Source organism: Bacteroidales bacterium, from assembly GCA_012517825.1.
Taxonomy (GTDB): domain Bacteria; phylum Bacteroidota; class Bacteroidia; order Bacteroidales; family JAAYUG01; genus JAAYUG01.
In genome coordinates this window covers 1-1,946 of sequence record JAAYUG010000146.1, presented here as the reverse complement: position 1 = coordinate 1,946, position 1,946 = coordinate 1, and the positions used below count along the sequence as shown (strand labels likewise).

Sequence of the window (1,946 nt, the reverse complement as noted above, 5' to 3'; positions counted from 1 at the left end):
TTTCCGTTCAGGATTGGTTTCAACAGCAGCTTTTTCCTGCAGCAGCTCGGCATACCTGCTGGCATAGGCCATCAAGGCCCTGGCTGCCATTTCCATGGCGGTAAGTTCTTCTCGCTTTTCAAAGGCCTCAGGATCATTAATGTAATCCAGCGATTCCAGGTTCTGTCTGACTTCCTGTATGAGATCCGTCAGTCCTTTATGGTAGATCTTATCGCCAAGGACAGTGTGTCCGGGAGAGCGCTGTTCCTGAAATTCGGTAAATATCCCTGCCTCGTAGGCATCATGCCATTCGCGGGGAAGAAGAGACATCATTTTTTCGCGGTTGCTCTTTCCTTTCCAGAAGGGAATTACCACGTCGCGGTATGCCGAAAGCATTTCTTCATCGGCCTTAAACGACACTTTGGGGCGAGAATCAAGAATTTTCAGATCTTCCAGCGAATGCAGAGCTACTTCGGGATAGGTCGGAGTAGCTTTGGGTGCAGGGCCCCTTTCGCCCACAATCAGCTCTCCTTCTCCCAGCCAAAGCACTTTGTTTTTCATGATATGTTCAAAGCAGAGAGCACGCACAACCGGTGCTGATAAGCCCGCCGCCTTTTCGCTTTTATAAAATTCGGTTACCAGCAATGCTCTTTCAGGACTGAGTCTGTTGACAGCCTTCAGACTCTCTTCACGAAGCCTTTGAATACGTGAATTCATTTTCGTTCAGTTTTTATTGTTTTTTCTGTGTATGCATCATTCCGATGGTGCGATTTATCCCCCGATGACCACTTTTACTCCTGTTTCTTCAAGTTCTTTGACCATTGGATACAAATCGGATTCCGCAAGATCGTTCAGCGATTCCAGACGGTTTGTTTTTCCCGATTTCCGGTATTTGTTTCTGGCAATGGAGTGATAGGGCAACAGGTGGAGAGCGGCAATGGGGCCCGCAATTTGAGAGAGCAAGTGTTTCAGTTTTTCCTTTTCGTCTTCGGAATCATTGATTCCCGGAATCACAGGATGCCGGAGCCAGACAGGTTTACCAGCATCGAGGAGCAGATGAAGGTTTTCAAAAATGATTCGGTTTGAGACTCCGGTATATTTCACATGCAGAGCCTCGTCAAACACTTTCAGATCATAGAGAAACAGATCGCTTATTGCGGCAATTTCCATCAGGATCTCCCGCGGAGCAAATCCGCTGGTGTCAACGGCAGTATGGATACCATGTTGACGGCAAAGTGCGAGCATTTCCTTGAGAAAGGCGGGCTGCATCAGAGGTTCTCCTCCGCTGAAAGTGACTCCTCCATCTGATTCTTCATAGAAAACCCGGTCTTTCAATAATTCCGTCATCAGATCGGTGGTAGTCCATTCCTGACCGATCACCATTTGCTTTTCAAACACGCGTCCTTTAAGTTTTTCAAGGCGGGTCCATGGTTCAGGCTGCGGATTCTGTCCCTCGGGATTATGGCACCACCAGCAAGAAAGCGGACAGCCTTTCATAAAGACGGTTGTGCGGATACCCGGACCGTCGTGCACTGTGAATCGCCGTATTTCAAAAATGATACCTTTCATACAATTGTTGTTGTGAAATGGGGAAAATGCAGGCACTAATCCGGACGGAAAGAGCAGGAAAACAGAGATTTTTTCCGGAGCCGGATCAGCCAGCAGAAGTAATCAGAAAACGGCTAAATGATCCAGCATTCGTACAATCCCTTGCCGAAGCGGTGATAAAGATTCAGATGATAATTATGCCGGGGCATAGAATAATTTATCAGACAAAAATACTTATTTATTAAATATTCACCAATACATTCATGAACATTAATCCACCAGAATACTTATAATTGAAATATAGAAAAAATCTCCATTCAGCGACAGTGAAAGGAAAAGGCTGACTCCATTGCATTGAATTATTTCTTTATGCAATAATCCCAAACAATGTATCAGAAATTTTTCTAATGCAATGTTGG

General features: G+C 45.5%; 2 protein-coding genes. Both read right to left on the bottom strand.

Going from position 1 to position 1,946, the window contains the following annotated elements; all coding sequences use genetic code 11:
- Positions 1-696: formate C-acetyltransferase/glycerol dehydratase family glycyl radical enzyme (locus GX419_10230; GenBank protein ID NLI25070.1), on the bottom strand; the 696-nt coding region annotated here is incomplete at its 3' end.
- A 54-nt stretch (positions 697-750) separates the two neighbouring features.
- A complete protein-coding gene (locus GX419_10225) occupies positions 751-1,548 on the bottom strand; it encodes a glycyl-radical enzyme activating protein (protein NLI25069.1) in 798 nt (265 codons plus the stop codon).
- Positions 1,549-1,946: the final 398 nt, after the last annotated feature.